The sequence below is a fragment of the Streptomyces sp. NPDC002104 genome, from assembly GCF_053593795.1.
Map to the genome: position 1 here is coordinate 1 of NZ_JBSFDF010000059.1, position 17,004 is coordinate 17,004.

Consider the following 17,004-nt stretch of genomic DNA (forward strand, 5'->3'; position numbering starts at 1 on the left):
AACTCGTCGCCGCCGTCATCAACTCCCGCACCACGAACGTCGAGGAGTTCGAGCGGGCCCTCGACGGCCTGGTCCGGCACGCGCACCGGGACCGCGCCGCCCTCGCCGAAGCCCTGCGCCCGGCGCTCGCCGACCAGTGGTGGCTCGACCCCGCCCGCTCCCGCTGGTACACCGGCGACCTGGAGGGACTGGCGCACGTCGCCGCCGCCGTCCTCGGCGCGCGCCCCACGGGGGTGGCACCGGAGCCGCTCGCGACCTGGCGCAGCGACTGCCACCACACGGCGTTCGCCGTCGCCCGCCACGCACGCCTGGCCGAAGCCGCCCGGCACGTCACGACCCGGCCGCTGCCCTTCCTGCTCTCCACCCCCACCGGGCGGACCGGCACCCTGGACCCCCGGGTGCTCGTCGAGCGCCTCACCGCGTACGGACGCCTCGGCGAGCGGCCCGCCCCGGTGGACTTCGGCCAGGCCCTGCTGCGGGTCCGCCGTGACGCCGCCGTCGTTCCCGCCGCGACCGCCCTCGGCACGCCCGAGGGGGACCGGCTGGCCGCCTGGCTCGGCGAGGCCGGAGAGGCCGCGGCCATCACCCGCCGCACCGCGGCGGCCGTGCCGTACGCCTACGGGGAGACCCCGGCGCACCTCGTACTCGACACGGCGGAACGCACCACCGTGCTACGGGAGTTCCCGGACACCTTCCACGAACTGGCGCAGGCCCGCGAGGCCACCGGCCGCTGCTGGGACGGAGGCGACGAGGCCCTGCTGATCGCGGCCCTGCCCGAGGACCGGGAAACACTGGCCGCGTGGTGGCTCCCCGAGATCACGGCCTGCGCCGTCCAGGAAGGACGCGGCGGCCTCGCCGCCCTCCCCGGGCTCGCGGCGGCCGGCGGACCCGCCGGTCCGGCCCTGCACCTGGCCGTGGCCACCGGCCTGGGCACCCGCCACCCCGAGGACCGGCTGCGGGCCGTGGACGCACTGCTGACCCTCGCGGCCCGCGAGGAACTGGACGCGGGGCGACTGGGCAGTGACCTCGCCGAGCTCCTCGAGCTGGGCACCGTCAAACCCAACCGGCTCGCCGACTCGCTGCGCACCGCCGCCGCGACCGGCGCCTGCGCGACCACCTGGGCCGTCCTGGCCGCCGTGCTCCCCGCGCTGCTCACCGGCACGGCCGACCCCAGGGGCGCCGGAGACCTCCTCGCGACGGCCGCCGACTGCGTGGAGCAGTCGGGAGCGGCGACCCCCGAACCCGAGGGTCTGGCCGCCGTCGCGGCCCGCGCCGGCCGCTCCCGCCTGGTCACCCAGGCCGGCCGCCTCCGCGACGCGCTGCGCCGCAACACACGCGGGTAGCGGCGGCCCCGCCGCGTACGGGCCGCATCCGTGCGGGCCCCTTCGGGAGAAGACGGGGATACGGGCGAACAGCGCCGGCCTTCCCGGCCGGCGCAACGCCGGTCGTCCCACCCGCCTCGACCGTCGAGATCGTCACCCGTAGAAAGGGACCGACGGATCGATGGACCCCCGGAGCGTCATGTCTGCCTCATCACGGTTCACCCGGTGGCTGGTTCCAGCCGTCCTGCTCGTCGCGTGGCTGCTCGTCGGAGGCGGGCTGGGCCCGTACGCGGGGAAGCTCGGCGAGGTGGCCACCAACGACCAGACCGCCTTCCTGCCCCGCAGCGCCGAGTCCACCCGGGTCGTCGAGGCGCAGAAGGCCTTCCGGCAGGACGAGAGCCTGCCGCTGATCGTCGTCTGGACGGCGAAGACGGCCGGCGCGACGCTGGGTCCCGAGCAACAGGCGGCCGCCACCGAGGTCTTGGCCGCACTGGGCGGCGCCGGCCGGCAGGCCGGCCCCCCTCCCTCCGGCGCCGTCCTCTCCGCCGACGGCCGGGCGCTGCAAGGCGTCGTACAGCTCGCACCCGATCTCGGGGAGGAGCTGCCCCGCACCCTGGAGGACATCGCGGCGGCCGCGGCCAAGGTCCCGGGAACCGTTGCCCAGCTCGCCGGCCCCGCGGCGAGCCAGGCCGATCTCTCCGATGCCTTCGCCGGGATCGACGGACTCCTGCTCGCCGTTGCCCTCGGCGCCGTCCTGCTGATCCTCCTGCTGGTCTACCGCAGCCTGCTGCTCCCCCTGGTGATCATCGTCGGGGCCGTGTTCGCCCTGGGACTCGCCTGCGCGATCGTCTACGTACTGGCCGACCGGGGCATCGTCCGCGTCGACGGACAGGTGCAGGGCATCCTGTCGATCCTCGTGATCGGCGCGGCCACCGACTACGCGCTCCTCCTCACGGCACGCTTCCGCGAGGAGCTCCAGGCCCGGTCGGACCGCTTCGCCGCGGTACGGGCGGCCCTGCGCCGGTCGGCCGGCCCCATCACGGCGAGCGCGGGCACCGTCGCGCTCGGACTGCTCGCCCTGCTGCTGAGCGACCTCACCAACAACCGGGCCCTCGGCCCGGTGGGCGCGATCGGCATCGTGTGCGCGGTGCTGAGCACCCTGACGTTCCTGCCCGCCGTCCTCGTCCTGCTCGGCCGCGCCGCCTACTGGCCGGCCCGGATCGGCCACACCGCCGAGGACGGCGCCGGCCACGGAATCTGGAGGAACGTGGCGGCCGTGGTCGACCGTGCCCCGCGCAAGGTCTGGGCCCTCAGCCTCGCCGCCCTCCTCGCCTGCGCCGCCTTCGCCCCCACGCTCAACGCCAAGGGCGTGCCGCTGGACGAGATCTTCGTCCACGACGCCCCGTCGGTGGCCGCCCAGCGGACCCTGAGCGCGCACTTCCCCGGGGGAGCGGGCGACCCGGCCGTGGTGATCGCCGACGCCGGCCGGCTCGACGAGGTCACGCGGGCGGCCGAACGTACCGCGGGCGTCGCCGCCGTCACCCCCTTCACCGCACCGGGCCGGCCGGGCGGCGCGGCACTCGTGGCGGACGGAAGGGTCCGGCTCGACGCCACGCTGGCAGCACCCCCGGACAGCGGGGCGGCGCAGCAGACCCTCGTACGGCTGCGCCAGGCGGTGCACGCCGTACCGGGCGCGGACGCGATCGTCGGCGGCCGCAGCGCGCAGCAGTACGACACGCAGCGCACGGCCGAGCGGGACCGCATGCTCATCATCCCCGTCGTCCTGGTGATCATCCTGATCATCCTCATCGGGCTGCTGCGCTCGGTGCTGATGCCCGTCCTCCTCGTGGCCACCGTCGCCCTCAGCTTCGTCGCGACCTTGGGCGTCTCCGCGATCGTGTTCCAGCAGCTCCTCGGGTTCAGCGGAACCGATTCCTCCGTACCGCTCTACGGCTTCGTCTTCCTCGTGGCCCTCGGGGTCGACTACAACATCTTCCTGATGACCCGCGTCCGCGAGGAATCCCTCCTCCACGGCACCCGCCAGGGAGTACTGCGCGGGCTGGTGGCCACCGGCGGCGTGATCACCTCCGCGGGGGTCGTCCTGGCCGCCACCTTCGCGGCGCTCGGCGTCATCCCGCTGGCGTTCATGCTCCAGATCGCCTTCATCGTCGCCTTCGGGGTACTGCTGGACACGCTCCTCGTACGGTCCCTCCTGGTACCGGCCCTCGTCCGGGACATCGGCCCGGCCGCATGGTGGCCCGGCAGGCTCAGCCGCACCCCCGACGGGGACGCCCGGACCGGGCCGAAGCGTTGAACCGGGCTCCGGGCGGGCAGGACACCACCATGGACACGTCCTCCGCCGCGGACCGGAGCCTGCGGGGCCGGCTCGGCTCGGCGCTGTTCAGCCGCGTCGCGGGACCGGCCGGCCCCGCCAACCGCGCACGGATCCACACGGCACCCGGTCCCCGCTGGTTCGGCCCCGACCGCCCCATCCGGACGGTCCACGGCGACGCCTCCATGTTCATCGGCGGTCTCGCCGCCCTCCTGCTCCAGTCCCTGCACCCGTTCGCCATGAGCGCCGTCGCCGCGCACTCCGGCTTCCGCGGCGACCCCTGGGGCAGGCTCCAGCGCACCAGCACCTTCCTCGCGGTCACCACCTACGGCACGGCTCAGGACGCACAGCTCGCCGTCGACAGGGTCCGGGCGGTCCACGCACGGGTGGCCGGAACCACGACGGCGGGCGAGCCCTACCGGGCGGCCGATCCCCACCTGCTGGGCTGGGTGCACGCCGCGGAGGTCGACAGCTTCCTCCGCGCCCACGAGCGCTTCGGCGCGCACCCCTTGGACGCGGCCGGCTACGACGCCTACGTCGAGGACACCGCGAGGGTGGCAACGGCTCTCGGCGTGCTGGACCCGCCCCGCGACCGGTCCGAGCTGCTCGCCCTTCTGGCCCGCTACCGGCCGGAGTTGCGGGCCACCCCCGAGGCGCTCGACGCCGCCCGCTTCATCCTGCGCGACCCGCCGCTGCCCTGGCCGGCCCGGGCCCCGTACGCGCTGCTCGCCGCGAACGCGATCTCCCTGCTGCCCCCGTGGGCACCGGGCATGCTCGGCCTGCACCCGGCGAGCGCCCCGGTGGACACCTGCGTACGCCTGTCCGGGCAGGCCCTGACACGGGCGATCCGGTGGGCGATGAGCCCACCGCCCCCGCCCCCGCTGCCGGCACCGGGCGGGGGCCAAGAGCCCCCGCGGTGAGCTCCGGGGCGGCGGATAGTGTGCGGGCATGACGATCACGGGGAAGCGGCGGGTCCTGTACCGGCAGGGCAGCGGGTTCTGGCGGATGACGGCGAAGTGGGCCCTCTTCTTCGGGGCCCTGTCCCTGCTCGACGGCGCGCTGCTGCGCTCGTGGGGCGACGCCCTGGTCTGGCCGGTCATCGGAATCCTGCTGTGGGCGCCGTTCGGGGTCGGGGTCGTCTGGTATCCGAAGAAGGACCAGCGCGTCGAGCTGACGGCGCGTGAACTACGGGTGCGGCGCAAGCGGTTGCCGATGGAGAAGGTGAACCTGCTGCACGTGGCGCGGTTGTGGCTGGAGGGGCGATCGACCGCGGACGCCGAACCGGTGCCGGAGTGGACCCGGTCCGAGCGGCTGGTGTGGGTGCCGCTGCGGGACGGCCGGGCGTTCGGCGTCGAGTTCCGCGACCCGGCCGCGTTCGCCAAGGTGTTCGGCGCCTTCGCGGTCGACGCGTGCGGCGGGCCGGACATCGTCCGTGCGAGGGCCGCCGCGGAGACCTACCCGGATCCGCGCCCGACGCGCCCCCGGCGTTCCGCCGACCAAGCGGACTCCTGGCCGGACGTCCTGGACGTCTTCGGCTGAGCGTTCCGCCCCCGAGCGGCGGAGCCGGTCCCGCCCCGCTACCGGGCCCGGCCGGGGGGCGGAGGGGTGCGTGGCCGCAGGCGCTCTCCCTGCGGCCCGAACATGATCAGGTACTCGACCGGTCCGCCGGGACCGGCGTTCGCGACTCCGTGGGCGGTGCGGGTGTCGAACTCGGCGACGTCCCCGGCGCTCAGGACGAGGTCCTGGTCTCCGAGCGCCAGCCACAGCCGCCCGTACAGGACGCACAGCCACTCGTACCCGTCGTGGGAGACCTGCCGCGGCCGCGCCGGCGGTGCGCCGACGGCGGGCAGGACGTGCTTGTGGGCGTGCAGGCCCCCCACGTACCGGGTCAGCGGCAGCACGGCCTTGCCGTCGTCGCCGGGCCGCTGGGGTACGGGCGTGCGCGGTCCGGCCGCGGCGCCGGGCGGCGCGCCGGCGGCCGCGGTGCCGGCCAGCTCGTCCAGGGAGACGCGGTAGGCCTTCGCGAGCTGCAGCAGCACCTCCAGCGACGGCTTGCGCCGGCCGGTCTCGATCCGCGAGAGCGTGCTCGGCGAGATGCCGGTCGCACGGCCGACGCCGGTGAGCGTGACGCCGCGCCGTTCGCGCGCCGCCCGCAGCCGGGGGCCCATGGCGGCCAGTACGGCGGCCGGATCGTGGTCCGTCACCGTCTCACCGTGGTCCGTCATTGCCTCCCCGCTCCTTCGTCCGGCCGTCGCGCCTCCACGCCTCTGTCCTGGGAGTTTGCCAGATTGGCAACGCTGCTCGCGCCGGGAGTCCGCCCCGCCGCATGATCGGTGGGCAGACCGAGGCCGCCAGTGAACCCCCGCCCGTGAACCGCCGCCCGCGAACCGAGGAGAATCCATGCACCAGCCTGTGCCGAGCGACGGCCCGCGCCACCGCACCATCGAGGCACCCGCGGGGCGCCTGCACCTGGTCGAGCAGGGCACGGGTCCGCTGGTCCTGCTCGTGCACGGCTTCCCCGAGTCCTGGTACTCCTGGCGCCGCCAGCTCCCGGCCATCGCGGCCGCGGGGTACCGGGCCGTGGCGCTGGACGTACGCGGCTACGGCCGCTCCTCGAAGCCGGCCGCCCCGGCCGCCTACCGGATGCTCGACCTGGTGGAGGACAACGTCGCCCTGGTGCGCGCGCTGGGCGAGGAGCAGGCCGTGGTGGTCGGTCACGACTGGGGCGCCACCATCGCGGCGACCTCCGCGCTCCTCCACCCCGGGGTGTTCCGCGCCGTCGGACTGCTGAGCGTCCCCTACGCGCCGCCCGGAGGCCCCCGCCCCACCGAGGTCTTCGCGCGGATGGGCGGCGACGAGGAGTTCTACGTCTCGTACTTCCAGGAGCCCGGCCGCGCCGAAGCGGAGGTGGAGCCCGACGTCCGGGGCTGGCTCGCGGGCTTCTACGCCGCCCTCTCCGCCGACACGATGCCCGCCCGGGGCGAGCCCGACCCGCACTTCGTGGTGCGCCCCGGCGGCCGGCTGCGCGACCGCTTCCCCCGCGGCAGGCTGCCCGCCTGGCTGACGGAGGACGATCTCGACGTGTACGCGGGGGAGTTCGAGCGCACCGGCATGACCGGGGCCCTCAACCGCTACCGCTCGATGGACCGCGACTGGGAGGACCTCGCCCCGTACGCAGGCGCCCCGATCCAGCAGCCTTCGCTGTTCATCGGCGGCTCCTCGGACGCCTCCACGACCTGGATGGCGGGCGCCATCGACGCCCACACCACCACCCTCCCCGGCCTGTCCTCCACCCACATCCTCGAGGGCTGCGGGCACTGGATCCAGCAGGAGCGTCCCGACGAGGTCAACCGCCTGCTGCTCGCCTGGCTCGCCTCCCTGGAGGGCTGAACCGCCGGGCGGGCCGGCCCGCACGCGGTCCGCGCGGAACCGGCGCCGCGGCGTCGGTGCGGCCCTGGTGCGTGGGCCGGTGGCCGGGCAGGTACTTTGCTCGGATGAGTCTTCTTGATGATGTGGCCGAGCGCGACAACTGGCTGTGCTGGGTGTGTGACGAGCCGGTCGACCCCGACGAGTCGGTGAACGACCCGCGGGGGCCCAGTGTCGACAGCCGGACCGCCGACCGGAAGGCCAAGGTCGCCGAGCGGCTCGCGCACCGCGGGTGCAACACCCGCAAGGGTGCGGTCAAGGTGGTCATCGCCTGGCCGGAGCGCCTGTACGTGGTCGAACCCGCGCCGCTGATCACGGTGGCCGAGCGGCTGGAGCGCAAGGGCGGCCGCGAGATGGTGGGGCGCTGTCCCACCAAGAAGGACGCCCAGGAGGCGGCGGACTGGCTGGTGGACCGCTTCTCCCGACTCGTGCCGGGCCTCCCGGTGAGCGCCGACATCCAGGCCGGCGGCGGCCAGTTCCTCGTCATTCTGTCCACCGGCCGCCGCTGACCAAAGGCGGGCGGCCTCCGAGGGGAGCGGACCGGAGCGGACCGGAGCGGAGCGGACCGGCGCCGAGCCGGCTCCCGGGAGGGATGGATCATGGCTGACGGGCCGGACTGGGAACAGCGGAACCGGGCCGCGTACGGGACGGTGGCGTGGCGGCGGGCCGTTCTGACCTGCGGCGCGCTCGTGGTGTGGCACACGGGCTACGACAACCGGACCGCGCCGGGCCGGCCCGGACCGCGCCCCGGCCGCCCGGACGCACCCGACGGGGCGCAGTTCACCTCGCGGTGGATGCCCGTCGTCGCGCTGCTGGCCCTCGCGGCCTGCCGGGCCGCCCGCGAGGCGGACGTCCTGGTCGACGACGTGGAGCTGCCCGGGCTGGTCGACTGGGTCGACGGCGCGTACACCGGGCGCCTGCACCAGGGACCCCTGGAGACCGGTGAGGGCCGGGGACGCACCGCGCAGGGGTGGCTGGACCTGATCGGGGACGAGCAGCGCCGGCGCCGGGCCCGCCAGGTCCTCGACGACCACGTCAGGGCCGACGGAACCGAGGAGGCAGAGCCTGCGGACAGCCGCGGCGGTCCGGTCGCGGCGCCGGCTCCGGTGCCGGGTCCGGTGCCAGGTCCGGTTCCGCTGACGATCGGGGACCGGGCCCGCGCGGTCCGGGCCGCGGGGATCGCGGATCTCGCACCGGAATGGGCCGGGGACGTGGCCCGTGCCCGCGCGCGGATCGACCGGCTCGCGGCCGCCCTGAGCGGCGGCCTCTGGCGGCCCGCCCGCCACCACCGGGCGTTCGCCGGGATCCTGCACGGCACGCTGATCGCCGCCCCCGACTACCCGGCCGTTCCCGAAACGCTGCCCGGCCCGCTCTGGGTGCAGCGGGTGCTGAGGATGCCGCACATCACTGCCACCGTCCGCACCCTCACCGACCTGCCCGAGTTCGCGGTGTTCGGCCCGAGGGGGGACGCCGGTGACCCACTCGGCCGCGCGGTCGATGCCCTCGCGCACCACGCGGTGCACTCCCTGGCGAAGCCGGCCGCCGACCTCGAGCAACTCTGGGCGGCCCGCCCGGCGGACCAGCCGGTGGCCGTGTGGGAGCGGACACACCTTCCCGCACCGCTGCGCACCCAGGTCCTGGCCGTGGAGAACGTGACGCACGAGCTCTCCGCGCTCCTCTTCGACATCGCCCACCCCGACGCCGCGCAGTAGCGAGCGAGGGCGTCTTGCGGGTCCGGAGCCGGTCCGGGCGAACGCCCCACGGGCCGGACCGGCGGAGCATACGATTCCGGCACGAGCCGCGCCGTGGGGGAGAACCGTGGATCCATCGCACGTGCAGGACGCGCCCGCCCCCATCAGGGTGGCCGCGGTCGACGACCATCCCATCGTCCTGATCGGCCTGCGCGCCTCGCTGGCCGACACCACGCCCGACATCGCCCTGGTGGCGATCGCGGAGGACGTGGACGCCCTCCTCGCCCAGGAGGACGGGGCCACCGCATCGGTCGTCCTGCTCGACCTGCGGCTGCGCGACGCGAGCGACATCGGGGAGAACGTGCGCCGGTTACGGGCCACCGGCGCCCGCGTGCTCGCCTACACCACCGAGCAGCGGCCCGCCCTGATCCGCAGGGCGCTCGACGCGGGCGCGCTGGGGCTCGTCCTCAAGGAGGATCCGCAGACCAGGCTCGCCGAGGCCGTCCGCGCCGCGCACGCCGGGGAGGCGTACGTGTCCAGCAGGCTCGCCCACCAGATCGTCAGCGACCCGCGCGGGGGCATCCGGCTCTCCCCGCAACAGCACCGGGTGCTGGAGCTGATCGCGCGGGGCCTGCCGCACGGACAGATAGCGAAGCTCCTCCACATCACGGAGGACACCGTCCGCACGCACCGCAAGCGCGCCATCGAGGCCTACACGGACGCCGGTGACGGGCTCCTCGGCAAGAACAGCGAGATCGTCTGGCGGGCCGTCGCCGACGGCCACATCGACATCGGCCCGGAGCGGCCCGGTGCTCCCGGCCGATGACGAGCCGATGACCAGCCGATGATCGGGCCGAAGTCCGGGCCGAAGTCCGGGCCGGTGCCCGGGAGTTCCTACCGTGACGGGGTCGAAGCCGGGCTCTCCCGGTCCGTCGCCGCCGTCTCGGTCCTCTTCGCCCTCAACTGGGCGACGGTCCCCTTCTCGGGCGACCGGCCGCCGGCCGGCGTGACGGCGGTGGCGATCGCCTTCGTCGCGCTCAGCCTCCACCTCGTGGTCCGGGGCGTACGGGCCCGGCTGAACGGGACCGACGCCCTGGCGGCCCTGGCCGTCGCCGTGGTCGCGCACCCCGTCCTGGTCCTCGGCGGAGGCTCGCCGTACGTGGTGATCGGGCAGCGCTGCATGCTGACCGTGCCCGCCGTGCTCCTCGCCACCGGGTTCCTGCCCCGGGCCGCCGGACGATGGTCCTGGCTCGCCGCCCTCACCGCCCTCGCGGCCCAACTCGCCACCAGCTGGCCCGCGGACGGGCCGGCCGCGGCCGTGGAGGGCATCTGGCCGCCCCTGGCGACGGCGGTGGCCGGAGCGGTCCTCGCCCCGCTCATGCGCGGCGCCGGGGACGGCGCCGACCGGTCGCAGCGCCGGGCCGCGGCGGCCCGCGCCGAGGCCGCGCGGGCCGCCGCCCGGCGCGAAGCCCACCGGGACTTCCAGGGGATGCTCCACGACGAGGTCAGTGCCGCCCTGCGCGCCGTCGGCCAACCGGGCATCGCCGCCGACCGCGTGCGGGAGGCGGCGCGCGCCGCCGCGGCCGCCATCGCCGGCGCCCGGACCCCACCCGGCGAGGCGGACCGGGGCGGGGGCGGTGGCCGGGACGGGGACCGGGGCCGCACCGAACTGGCGGCCCTGGTGCGTTCCCTCGCGCCCCCGCAGGGGATCGCGGCGCGCATCATGGCCGGGGACGCCGTCGCCGTGCCCCACGAGGTGGCGGCGGCCACGATCGGCGCGGCCCGGGAGGCCCTGCGCAACGTGTCCGACCACGCCCGGGCCCGCACCGTACGGGTGGACCTGAAGGTCCGGGAGCAGGGCACGGGCTTCGCCCTGTGCGTCACCGACGACGGCACCGGCTTCGTCAGGGAGGAGCTGAGGGCGTCGTCCGTGGGGGTCCGCCGCTCGATGCTGCGGCGGATGGAGGGCGTGGGCGGGCGCGCCGAGGTGCGCAGCGCACCGGGACGCGGAACGACCGTACGCCTGGAGTGGCCGGCGCCCGCCGACGGTGCGCAACGGCACCCGGTGCGGGTCCCGGACGGATCAGGACGGACGGACGAAGCGGCAGCGGCGGCGGCGGGCGAGGCGGCAGCCGGGACGGCCCGCCACGTCCCGGTGAAGGTGGCGCGGATGAACGCCGCCATCGGCGACGTCCGGCGCCCGCTGGCCGCCGTGTGCCTGCCCTTCCTCCTGGTCATGGGCGTCATCGCGGTGATCCACACCCGGCACGTTCCCGGAGCGCTCTGGCTGACGGCCTGGTACGCGATCCTGGCCGCGATCACCGTGGCCCTGCTGCTGCGGGCCCGGAGCGGGATCGGCCCCGCCGCCTCCTGGGCGGCCTGTGCGTTCGCCGTCGGGGGAGCCCTCGGGAGCTTCCTCGTGCTGCCGTTGTCCGGACTCGCCGACTACACCTCCTGGCCGGTCGGCGCGGTGACGCCGCTGCTGACCCTGCTGGTGATCGTGCGGCCCGCGCGGGAGGCGTTGACGGCCATGGCGCTCGAACAGGCGGGCGTCGTCGCCCTCGTGCTCACCGGCCCGCCGGTCGCCCCCACCTTCGGCGCGGTGGTCTCCCTGACGCTCCCCGCCCTGTCCGCGCCGGCCCTCGGCGTGTTCATGGGCCTGGCGATCGGCCGTACGGTCGCACGCCTCGGCGCGGTGACCACCCGCGCCCACGCGGACCGCGCGGCGGCCCTCGCGGAACAGGCCGTACGCGACGCCCGCGAGGCCCTGCACCGCAGGCGTCTCGCCGACCTGGGGGAGGAGATCCTGCCCTTCCTCGACGCCATCGCCACCGGACGGCGCTCGCCACGGGAGCCCGCGGCCCGCGACACGGCCCGTCTCCTCGGCTACGCCGTCCGGGACGAGATCCACATCCCCGGTGTCCTCGACGGCCCGGCACGCGAGCTGTTGAGCGCGGCGCGCACCGCGGGCTGCGTCGTCACGATCCAGTCGGACGCCGACGACCCGCATCCGCCCGCCCTGCTGCGCCTGTTGCTGACCACCGCCCTGGGGACCGGGCCCACCCCCGAGGAACTGGTCCTCAGCGTGACGGCCTCGGCGGACACCGTCGACGCGGCGTTGGTGGTGCTGCCGGGGGACCGGCGGAGAGCCGGCGCCCTGCACGCGGCGGTCGCGGGGCTCAGCGCGGTCGTGGAGGACGCCGCGGAGTCCACCTGGGTCGAGGCCCGCGTCCGTACGGCCTGAACCGGAGCCGGAGCCGGAGCCGGGGGCGTGGACGGTGCCGGTGCCGGAGCTGTCCCCGGGGGCGGGGCGTTGTCGGGGCCTTGTCCCCACTCCCGGGGACAGCCAGGAAGGGGTCCGGGCCGGGAGCATCGAGGGGTGCCGAAAGGTCCGGGGAGGAGCCCCGGAGCCCGTACTCCGGCGCACCTCACGAGGGAGACACCGTGAAGAGGCTCGTCCACACGTTCCGCAAGGAACTGCAAGCGGCGTCGGGTCGGTCCGACGCCCTCACCCCGGCCGAACAGGAAGCGCTGCTGCGGGGGTACGACGCGGCCCTCGACGAGGAGCGCCCGCCCCGGCTGGTCCTCATCGGCGAGGCCGGCGTCGGCAAGTCGACCACCGTCAACGCCCTCTTCAACGCGGGCCAGCCGGTCGGACACACCCGGGCGACCACCGACCACGCCTACGCCATCCAGGTCGAGGAGGTCAGCGGGCGGCGCGGCATGCTGGAGGTCGTCGACATGCCGGGCATCGGTGACGACGTGGCCAATTACCGCCGCTACCTCGACCTCTACCTACGGGTCCTGCCGACGGCCGACGCGATCGTCTGGGTCCACCCGGCCGAGGACCGCAGTGTCCACCTCGTCCAGCAGGCGCTCATGGACCTCCTCGGCCAGAGCGCCCCGGACCTGTCCGAGCGCCTCGTGCTGGCCCTGAACAAGGCCGACGAGATCGATCCGCACGACTGGAACCCGAGCGCCAACCTCCCGTCCGCACGCCAGCTGGAGGCCCTGAGGGAGCGGGCCGCCGATTTCACCGAGAAGATCGTCCGGGTCCTGCCCGGCTGGCAGGGCGGCGCGGTGACCTACTCGGCGCGCCAGCACTACAACCTGACGGCGCTCTTCAAGGAGATGATGCGGGCGGTCCCGCAACAGCGGCGCTGGGTGCTGGAGCGGCGGATGGACCTCGCGGACTTCACCGCCAAGGTGGACCGGAAGCTCTTGAAGGCCGCCTCGGCAGCGCGCATGCTCGCCGAAACCCGGCCCCAGACCGCCGCCGAAGCCGCGCAGGCGGCACCGGCCGCCGCGGCAGGCACCGGGCCCCGTCACGCGGTCGCCTCCGCCTCCGCCCCCGCCCCCGCCCCCGCCCCCGCCCCCGTGCCCGCCTCCGCCCCCGTGCCCGTCCCGGTCCCCGGCGCCCGGCTCTCCGAGGCGTTCGCCGCGCTGCCGGAGGACAAGTGGCGTGAACTGTGCCAGGACCGGGCCCTGTTCCTGGAGTTCACCCGGCGCGTGGAGCAGGAGAGCGGCCGGTGAACACGGAACCGGCCGGCGCCGGGGTGGACGTCGACGAACTGCTCCAACGCGTCTGGACCGCCATGAGGGTGGACGAGGCGAACATGAGCGAGATCGTCCGGCTCTCGGACGTCTCCTTCCGCCTGTGGGTCGACAGCCTGGCCCAGCGACTCTCGGCGGCCCTGGGCCTCTCCCTGGCACGGGTCCACGCGTTCTTCGACGACGTCGGCTCGATCGCGCGGCGCGCGGGCCACACCTTCGCCGACGCCTACCAGGACGGGTACCGCAGGGCGCGCAAGGTGCCGCCGCCCGGCGGTCGGCCGCGAGGGGCACGCGCATGACGTGGGTGGAGTTCCCCTTCCCCGCCTGTCCGGCCTGCTCCCGCGCCTGGGGTGCGAGCAGGCACCGGGACTGCCCGGCCGGACACCGGGGCGGTGCGGCGCTGGACGTCGACCCGGACGCGGCGCGGGTGCGGTGCGCGGACTGCAGGGGGACCTGGAGCGTGTGGGAGACGCGGTTCCACTGCGCGTGCGGGCGCCGCTTCGAGGCGGCCGAGGTGGGGGCCGCCCTGCGGGAGATCATCCGGGTCGCCTCCCTGCTGGCCGAGATCCTGATCCAGCAGGGCCGCGACCTCGCCGAGATCCGCCGGGCGGGCGAGGCGTCCTTCCGCTCGTGGCTCGGACACCTCACCGACGCGCTGGCGGGCACGCTCGGAGCGGCGGCGGGACGCGTCGTGGGCAGCCTCGTGCGAACCCTCCTCTGAACCGTCCCGCGGCCCTGGCCCCGGACCCGGCCCCGGCCCATCGGGGGCCGGGGCCGGGTCCGCGGGCGTTCCGGGGGCAGGAGATCCAGCTCAGCAGGGCCGTGTCATGATGCGAACGTCAGTCGGGGAGCGGACCGCGTTCGACGACTGACAACCGACCATGGACGATTGACGACTGATCACGGGGGCTTGGGGATGGGCGCGGGCACGGAGCCGGACGGTTCTTCCAGATCCGACGAGGAGTGGGAACGGTTCCTGCGCGAATCGGTGGCCGGCGCCGTCGACGCTCCCAAAGAGCCGTCGGCGCGGGCCCGAGCCGTGACGCGGCGACTGCACTCGGAACCCGCGGACGGCGCGGCGGGCTGGCGCACCCATACGCCCGCGCGGCCCAAACGGCGTACGGGCTGGTACGTGGCGGGGTTTCTGCTCTCGCTCGTGCTGCTGGTTGTGGCCCTCGCGCCGGAGCGGGTCCTGGACCTGTTCGCCGGCGGGGGCTCCGGCTCCGCACCGCTGGCGGGCGAAACGGCCCGCCCGACGCAGGTACCCCCCGCATCGTCCGCCCAACGCCCGACCAGGGACGAGCCGTTCCGCGGGTCGCCGGCGGAGAACTGGGCGAGCGGAGCGGCCGGAATCACCGTGCCGCAGGCCGCCGTCGTGGGCCGGATGAGCGCCGCCGAGGTCGAGCAGGCCCTCGGCCGGAGCCGCGACTTCCTCGTCGCGGCCAACCTGGACCCCGCGGTGCTGCGGGGCGAGCGCCCCGAGAAGGCGATCGCACTCATCAACCCGCACCAGAAGGACGTCCAGGACGTTCTGGCCTCCGCCTTCGACAGCCCGAGCGAGAAGAACGACCCCCTCCTCCTCTTCAGCCGCTTCCGCCCCTCCCACGCCCAACTGGTCGGCGACGTCGTCAAGACCCGCGGCCGGCTCACCTATCAAGCGGGCGAGTACGGCGGGCTCCGGGTCACCGCGGACGTCACCTTCGTCTACCCGGTGACCCGCGCGGGCGGGGGCGGCGACGACGAGATCGAACGTACGATCGTGCGGCGCGAGCTGGTCCTGAGCTGGGACAACCCCGACAAGGTGCTCACCGTGCCCGGCACCTTCTCGGTCCTCTCGTACAAATACAACATGACCAACGCCGGCTGCGGCGCCCCCACGGGATACCTCACCCCGTCCTTCGGCACGGACCGCCGGACGACCGGTGAGGGCACGGAGATGGACCCCTACGACCGCAGCGGCCCCCTCGTGCGGGACGAGTCCCCGGTGGACGCATGCGGGAGGGCGACGCGGTCCTAGTCCGCGAAGTCCCGCCCGCCTCGCGGCGCCCGGCACGTGCTCCCGGCGCACCGGGCGGAACGCGAAGTGCCCCGCGGCGGCGTGAACTGGCGCGGATGCCCGTACAACCCCCGGGGCCGCTCGGCAGTCAAACCCCCTGCACAGACCGGATGTCAGGCGCGGGGAGACCAGTGAACAGCTTCAAGAGTCCTATGGCGGCCGTCGGTTCGGCAGCCGTACGAGGGGCGGAGGGTGCGAAGGGCCTCGCCGCCCCCGGCGGGCTCCGCACGGCGTCGCTCGCCGTTCTCCTGGCCACCGCCCTCACCGGCTGCGGTTTCCTGGGAGGCTCGGGCGCCTCGGCGAACGGGGCCATGTCGGCCGGCGGTCATGGGCGGTCCTTCACCGTGGCCGCGGCCGGCGACATCCTGATCCATCCCCAGCTGACCGAGCAGGCCGCCCGGGACGCGAAGTCCGCAGGCCGGTCCGGGTACGACTTCGACCGGATCATGGCGGGCGTGAAACCCGTCATCAGCAAGGCGGACCTCGGCATCTGCCACATGGAACCGGTCCTCGGAACACCGGGCGGCCCCTTCCAGAGCTACCCGGACTTCCTCGTCCCGCCCCAGATCGCCACCACGATCAAGAACGTCGGGTACGACACCTGCTCGACGGCCTCCAACCACTCCCTCGACCACGGCCCCGGGGGCGTGTACCGCACCCTCGACACCCTGGACAAGGCCGGCCTGAAGCACACCGGATCCGCCCGTAACCGGAAAGAGGCCGACACGCCGCTGATCATGGACGTCAAGGGCGTCAAAGTGGCGCAGTTGTCCTACGCCTTCGGGTTCAACGGCCGTGAAGTGCCCGAGGACAAGCCCTGGCTGGTCAACCAGAACGACTTCGACAAGATCGCCGCGGCCGAGAAGGCCGCCCGCAAGGCGGGCGCCGAGGTCGTGATCCTGTCGATCCACTGGGGCCGTGAGCACCAGCCCAACGCGAGCAAGCCCCAGCTCAAGCTCGGCCGCCAGCTCGCGGAGAAGACCGGGATCAACCTGGTCATCGGACACCACGCGCACGTGGTCCAGCCCTTCGAGAAGATCGGCGACACCTGGATCGCGTACGGCCTCGGCAACCAGCTCGCCCGCCACGACGTACCCACCGGGCTGACCGAAGAAGGCGTCATCGGATGGTTCGAGTTCGCCGAGAAGGGCGGCAAGTGGGACGTGCAGGCCCGGTTCGTGCCGACCTTCACCGACATCCCGCCGGACCCCGAGGCCACCGCGGACGGCGCCACCGCCGGGGGCGGGATCAAGCCCGTACGCGATCACCGCGTGGTCGACGTGGCCGAAGCACTCCGCGACGCCGGGAAACTGCTGCCCGAGCAGCGGTCCCGCTACCGCATGGCCTTCGAACGCACCGTGGGCACGGTCATGAACCGGGGCGCCGCGCAGGACGGCCTGCGCCCCCTGCAGGAACTCCCGCGCTGATCCCCGCCTGATTCCCGCCTGATCCCTGCCCGGTCCCTGCCCGGTCCCTACCCGGTCCGGCCCACGGCACCCCCATGTCATCAGCACCACGCCCGTGCACGGGCACGTACGTCGACATCCCAACGAACCACACCCCGGAGAGGAGCGCCCCCGTGGCCGCTTCCCGTACGAAGCGGCGGCGCAAAGCCCGCCGCAG

Annotated in this window: 15 protein-coding genes; 14 read left to right on the forward strand and 1 reads right to left on the reverse strand. The window is 74.8% G+C overall.

Features of this window, described 5'->3' with window-relative positions; translation table 11 throughout:
• The 4 genes from ACWCP2_RS32975 to ACWCP2_RS32990 all read left to right on the forward strand — a co-directional run.
• On the forward strand, positions 1 to 1,343 hold a 1,343-nt coding region (locus ACWCP2_RS32975), incomplete at its 5' end, for a DUF7824 domain-containing protein (protein WP_450912231.1).
• 178 nt (positions 1,344 to 1,521) lie between these two features.
• Complete coding sequence (locus ACWCP2_RS32980) at positions 1,522 to 3,636, forward strand: MMPL family transporter (RefSeq protein WP_450912232.1); 2,115 nt, start codon at positions 1,522 to 1,524, stop codon at positions 3,634 to 3,636.
• Positions 3,637 to 3,665: 29 nt separating this feature from the next.
• Complete coding sequence (locus ACWCP2_RS32985) at positions 3,666 to 4,574, forward strand: oxygenase MpaB family protein (protein WP_450912233.1); 909 nt, start codon at positions 3,666 to 3,668, stop codon at positions 4,572 to 4,574.
• A gap of 28 nt (positions 4,575 to 4,602) precedes the next feature.
• Positions 4,603 to 5,193: a hypothetical protein gene (locus ACWCP2_RS32990; RefSeq protein WP_450912234.1), complete on the forward strand. Its 591-nt coding sequence runs from the start codon at positions 4,603 to 4,605 to the stop codon at positions 5,191 to 5,193.
• A gap of 38 nt (positions 5,194 to 5,231) precedes the next feature.
• Here the strand turns inward: ACWCP2_RS32990 and ACWCP2_RS32995 are convergent, their stop codons facing one another.
• Positions 5,232 to 5,879 (reverse strand): helix-turn-helix domain-containing protein, encoded by a 648-nt coding sequence (locus ACWCP2_RS32995; protein ID WP_450912235.1) that lies wholly within the window; start codon positions 5,877 to 5,879, stop codon positions 5,232 to 5,234.
• A gap of 175 nt (positions 5,880 to 6,054) precedes the next feature.
• Here ACWCP2_RS32995 and ACWCP2_RS33000 point away from each other — a divergent pair, with 175 nt between their 5' ends.
• The 10 genes from ACWCP2_RS33000 (at position 6,055) to ACWCP2_RS33045 (ending at position 16,808) form a co-directional block, all read left to right on the forward strand.
• Positions 6,055 to 7,044 carry an alpha/beta fold hydrolase gene (locus ACWCP2_RS33000; protein ID WP_450912236.1) on the forward strand — a complete coding sequence of 330 codons (990 nt, stop codon included), beginning with the start codon at positions 6,055 to 6,057 and terminating at the stop codon, positions 7,042 to 7,044.
• 104 nt (positions 7,045 to 7,148) lie between these two features.
• Entirely contained in the window at positions 7,149 to 7,589 is a 441-nt protein-coding gene (locus tag ACWCP2_RS33005) for a hypothetical protein (protein ID WP_450912237.1), read from the forward strand.
• Between the two features lie 90 nt (positions 7,590 to 7,679).
• Positions 7,680 to 8,792 carry a hypothetical protein gene (locus tag ACWCP2_RS33010; RefSeq protein WP_450912238.1) on the forward strand — a complete coding sequence of 371 codons (1,113 nt, stop codon included), beginning with the start codon at positions 7,680 to 7,682 and terminating at the stop codon, positions 8,790 to 8,792.
• Between the two features lie 106 nt (positions 8,793 to 8,898).
• Positions 8,899 to 9,597: a response regulator gene (locus ACWCP2_RS33015; RefSeq protein WP_450912239.1), complete on the forward strand. Its 699-nt coding sequence runs from the start codon at positions 8,899 to 8,901 to the stop codon at positions 9,595 to 9,597.
• Between the two features lie 18 nt (positions 9,598 to 9,615).
• Complete coding sequence (locus tag ACWCP2_RS33020; protein WP_450912240.1) at positions 9,616 to 12,015, forward strand: ATP-binding protein; 2,400 nt, start codon at positions 9,616 to 9,618, stop codon at positions 12,013 to 12,015.
• Positions 12,016 to 12,215: 200 nt separating this feature from the next.
• On the forward strand, positions 12,216 to 13,304 hold the full coding sequence (locus tag ACWCP2_RS33025) for a GTPase family protein (protein ID WP_450912241.1): 1,089 nt from the start codon (positions 12,216 to 12,218) through the stop codon (positions 13,302 to 13,304).
• The gene (locus ACWCP2_RS33030) at positions 13,301 to 13,624 is read left to right on the forward strand and encodes a hypothetical protein (RefSeq protein WP_450912242.1); all 324 of its coding nucleotides are present in this window, start codon (positions 13,301 to 13,303) and stop codon (positions 13,622 to 13,624) included. Before ACWCP2_RS33025 ends, ACWCP2_RS33030 begins: the two co-directional genes overlap by 4 nt.
• Positions 13,621 to 14,046, forward strand: coding sequence for a hypothetical protein (locus ACWCP2_RS33035; protein WP_450912243.1), 426 nt, complete (start codon positions 13,621 to 13,623; stop codon positions 14,044 to 14,046). The genes ACWCP2_RS33030 and ACWCP2_RS33035 overlap by 4 nt, the downstream gene beginning before the upstream one ends.
• 195 nt (positions 14,047 to 14,241) lie before the next feature.
• A complete protein-coding gene (locus ACWCP2_RS33040) occupies positions 14,242 to 15,342 on the forward strand; it encodes a hypothetical protein (RefSeq protein WP_450912262.1) in 1,101 nt (366 codons plus the stop codon).
• A gap of 170 nt (positions 15,343 to 15,512) precedes the next feature.
• Positions 15,513 to 16,808, forward strand: a complete 1,296-nt coding sequence (locus ACWCP2_RS33045; protein WP_450912244.1) for a CapA family protein — start codon at positions 15,513 to 15,515, stop codon at positions 16,806 to 16,808.
• The last annotated feature ends 196 nt before the right edge of the window (positions 16,809 to 17,004 follow it).

Excerpts from the sequence above, each read along its gene's own strand:
- ACWCP2_RS32980 (WP_450912232.1), top strand. The coding sequence starts at position 1,522 with ATGTCTGCCTCATCACGGTTCACCCGGTGGCTGGTTCCAGCCGTCCTG.
- ACWCP2_RS32985 (WP_450912233.1), top strand. The coding sequence starts at position 3,666 with ATGGACACGTCCTCCGCCGCGGACCGGAGCCTGCGGGGCCGGCTCGGC.
- ACWCP2_RS32990 (WP_450912234.1), top strand. The coding sequence starts at position 4,603 with ATGACGATCACGGGGAAGCGGCGGGTCCTGTACCGGCAGGGCAGCGGG.
- ACWCP2_RS32995 (WP_450912235.1), bottom strand. The coding sequence starts at position 5,879 with ATGACGGACCACGGTGAGACGGTGACGGACCACGATCCGGCCGCCGTA.
- ACWCP2_RS33000 (WP_450912236.1), top strand. The coding sequence starts at position 6,055 with ATGCACCAGCCTGTGCCGAGCGACGGCCCGCGCCACCGCACCATCGAG.
- ACWCP2_RS33005 (WP_450912237.1), top strand. The coding sequence starts at position 7,149 with ATGAGTCTTCTTGATGATGTGGCCGAGCGCGACAACTGGCTGTGCTGG.
- ACWCP2_RS33010 (WP_450912238.1), top strand. The coding sequence starts at position 7,680 with ATGGCTGACGGGCCGGACTGGGAACAGCGGAACCGGGCCGCGTACGGG.
- ACWCP2_RS33020 (WP_450912240.1), top strand. The coding sequence starts at position 9,616 with ATGATCGGGCCGAAGTCCGGGCCGAAGTCCGGGCCGGTGCCCGGGAGT.
- ACWCP2_RS33035 (WP_450912243.1), top strand. The coding sequence starts at position 13,621 with ATGACGTGGGTGGAGTTCCCCTTCCCCGCCTGTCCGGCCTGCTCCCGC.
- ACWCP2_RS33040 (WP_450912262.1), top strand. The coding sequence starts at position 14,242 with ATGGGCGCGGGCACGGAGCCGGACGGTTCTTCCAGATCCGACGAGGAG.